3 protein-coding genes are annotated in these 2,990 nt (G+C 59.5%); all 3 read left to right on the forward strand.

The genetic code is table 11. The features are described from left to right. The first annotated feature begins 4 nt into the window (after window positions 1-4). The 3 genes from AC2FGE_RS20890 to folD are packed head-to-tail and all read left to right on the forward strand — an operon-like array spanning window position 5 to window position 2,987. Window positions 5-1,681: a formate--tetrahydrofolate ligase gene (locus AC2FGE_RS20890; protein WP_496821252.1), complete on the forward strand. Its 1,677-nt coding sequence runs from the start codon at window positions 5-7 to the stop codon at window positions 1,679-1,681. Window positions 1,682-1,739: 58 nt separating this feature from the next. Then, the gene (locus AC2FGE_RS20895; RefSeq protein WP_496821250.1) at window positions 1,740-2,045 is read left to right on the forward strand and encodes a chorismate mutase; all 306 of its coding nucleotides are present in this window, start codon (window positions 1,740-1,742) and stop codon (window positions 2,043-2,045) included. 51 nt (window positions 2,046-2,096) lie between these two features. Next, window positions 2,097-2,987, forward strand: a complete 891-nt coding sequence (folD, locus tag AC2FGE_RS20900) for a bifunctional methylenetetrahydrofolate dehydrogenase/methenyltetrahydrofolate cyclohydrolase FolD (RefSeq protein ID WP_496821251.1) — start codon at window positions 2,097-2,099, stop codon at window positions 2,985-2,987. Window positions 2,988-2,990 lie beyond the last annotated feature (3 nt).

Here is a 2,990-nt window from a genome sequence, read left to right on the forward strand (position 1 = left end):
CCCAATGAGCTATAAATCTGACATCGAAATCGCGCGTGAGGCGAACAAGAAGCCGATTCAGGAAATCGGTGCCAAGCTGGGTATCTCCAGCGATGATCTGCTGCCCTATGGCCATGACAAGGCGAAGGTCAGCCAGGACTTCATCAACTCGGTGCAGGGCCGCGAAGACGGCAAGCTGATCCTGGTCACCGCGATCAACCCGACCCCGGCGGGTGAGGGTAAGACCACCACCACTGTTGGTCTGGGCGATGGTCTGAACCGCATTGGCAAGAACGCGATGATCTGTATTCGCGAAGCCTCGCTTGGCCCGAACTTCGGCATGAAGGGCGGCGCTGCGGGCGGCGGCTATGCGCAGGTTGTTCCGATGGAAGAGATGAACCTGCACTTCACAGGTGACTTCCACGCCATCACCTCGGCCCACTCACTGCTGTCGGCGATGATCGACAACCACATCTATTGGGGCAACGAGTGCGATATCGACATCCGTCGTGTTGCATGGCGTCGCGTGGTCGACATGAACGACCGCGCGCTGCGTCAGATCACGGCGTCTCTGGGCGGTGTGTCGAACGGTTTCCCGCGTGAGACGGGCTTTGACATCACCGTTGCATCTGAGGTCATGGCGATCCTTTGCCTGGCCAACGACCTGAAAGACCTGGAAAAGCGTCTGGGCGACATCATCGTTGCTTACCGCCGCGACAAGACCCCGGTTTACTGTCGCGACATCAAGGCCGAAGGCGCAATGACAGTACTGCTGAAGGATGCGATGCAGCCGAACCTGGTGCAGACACTGGAAAACAATCCCGCCTTTGTCCACGGCGGCCCGTTCGCCAACATCGCACATGGCTGCAACTCGGTCATCGCGACCAAAACCGCGCTGAAAGTTGCTGACTATGTCGTGACCGAAGCGGGCTTTGGCGCCGATCTGGGCGCCGAGAAGTTCATGAACATCAAGTGCCGCAAGGCGGGCATCGCACCGTCGGCTGTCGTGCTGGTTGCCACCGTGCGCGCGATGAAGATGAATGGCGGCGTGGCCAAGGCTGATCTGGGTGCAGAGAACGTTGATGCAGTTCAGTCGGGCTGTGCCAATCTGGGTCGCCATATCGAGAACGTCAAATCCTTCGGCGTTCCGGTTGTTGTCGCTATCAACCACTTTGTCACCGATACGGATGCCGAAGTGCAGGCCGTGAAAGACTATTGCGCCGAACATGGCGTCGAGGCGGTTCTGTCGCGTCACTGGGAACTGGGCTCGGAAGGGTCTGCCCCTCTGGCCGAGAAAGTGGTCGAAATCGTTGAAGGTGGCAGCGCGAACTTCGCTCCGATCTACCCGGACGAGATGCCTCTGTTCGAGAAGGTCGAAACCATTGCCAAGCGCATCTACCGCGCCGATGAGGTTCTGGCCGACAACAAGATCCGCAACCAACTGCGCGAATGGGAAGAAGCGGGCTACGGCAACCTGCCGGTCTGCATGGCGAAAACCCAGTACTCGTTCTCGACCGATCCGACCCTGCGCGGCGCACCCACCGGCCACTCGGTTCCGGTACGTGAGGTTCGGCTGAGCGCCGGTGCCGGTTTCATCGTGGTCGTCTGCGGTGAGATCATGACCATGCCGGGCCTGCCACGCAAACCGGCCGCTGAAACCATCTGCCTTAACGACGCAGGTGAGATCGAGGGCTTGTTCTAAGCGCCTGAATGATACATCTCGTGGTCTGGGGATATCCCTGGGCCATGAGGAGAGAAACATGCCCACTCTGATACCGCCGCAAGACTGTCGCTCGATGCGGGAATTGCGGCCTCAGATCGACAAGCTGGACCGCCAATTGATCGAATTGTTGGTAACGCGCGCGGGCTATATCGACCGCGCATCACAGCTGAAACCCGGCGAGGGGCTGCCCGCCCGTATCCCGGATCGCGTCGAAGAGGTGGTGCAGCGTGTGCGCAAGAGCTCGGATGAATTGGGCATGGATCCCGATCTTGCAGAGAAGCTCTGGCGCATTTTGATTGACTGGTCGATCGCCCGCGAAGAACGCGTGATCGGCGCTGACTGACCGAACAGGCGCCGCGTGCGCCTGCTCCGTTTTGGAAGAGGGGATTGAGAAATGGTAGCCCAGGTTATCGACGGCAAAGCCTTTGCTGCAAAAGTACGTGCGCAGGTGGCTGATCAGGTTGCAAAGCTGAAAGAAGAAAATGGCATCACACCCGGTCTGGCCGTGGTGCTGGTGGGCGAGGACCCGGCGAGCCAGGTCTATGTCCGCTCGAAAGGCAAGCAGACCGTTGAGGTCGGCATGAACTCATACGAACACAAGCTGGACGTGGATACCTCGGAAGAGGATTTGTTGGCGCTGATCAACAAACTGAACAATGACCCTGCTGTGCATGGTATTCTGGTACAGTTGCCGCTGCCCAAGCATCTGAACGAAGATCTGGTGATCAATTCGATTGATCCGGCCAAGGACGTTGACGGTTTCCACATTTCGAATGTGGGCCTGCTGGGCACCGGTCAGAAGTCGATGGTTCCGTGTACCCCTCTGGGCTGCCTGATGATGCTGCGCGACTATCATGGATCGCTGTCGGGTATGGACGCAGTGGTCATTGGCCGGTCGAATATCGTGGGCAAGCCGATGGCACAGCTGCTGCTGGGCGACAGCTGCACCGTAACCATTGCGCATAGCCGCACCAAGGACCTGCCGGATGTGGTCCGCCGCGCCGATATCGTGGTTGCCGCTGTTGGCCGGCCCGAGATGGTGCCGGGCGACTGGATCAAGGAGGGTGCCACTGTGATTGACGTGGGCATCAACCGGATCGAACGTAACGGCAAAAACAAACTGGTTGGCGATGTCGATTATGCCAGCGCGGCCGAGCGCGCAGGCGCCATCACCCCGGTCCCCGGTGGCGTCGGCCCGATGACCATCGCCTGCCTGCTCGCAAACACCGTCACAGCAGCATGCCGCGCAAACAAACTGCCAGAACCCGAAGGCCTGACGGCCTGAGCC

This window comes from Ruegeria sp. YTSA075 (genome assembly GCF_059610245.1).

Coding starts and splice junctions, on each gene's coding strand:
- AC2FGE_RS20890 (WP_496821252.1), top strand. CDS start 5: ATGAGCTATAAATCTGACATCGAAATCGCGCGTGAGGCGAACAAGAAG.
- folD (WP_496821251.1), top strand. CDS start 2,097: ATGGTAGCCCAGGTTATCGACGGCAAAGCCTTTGCTGCAAAAGTACGT.
- AC2FGE_RS20895 (WP_496821250.1), top strand. CDS start 1,740: ATGCCCACTCTGATACCGCCGCAAGACTGTCGCTCGATGCGGGAATTG.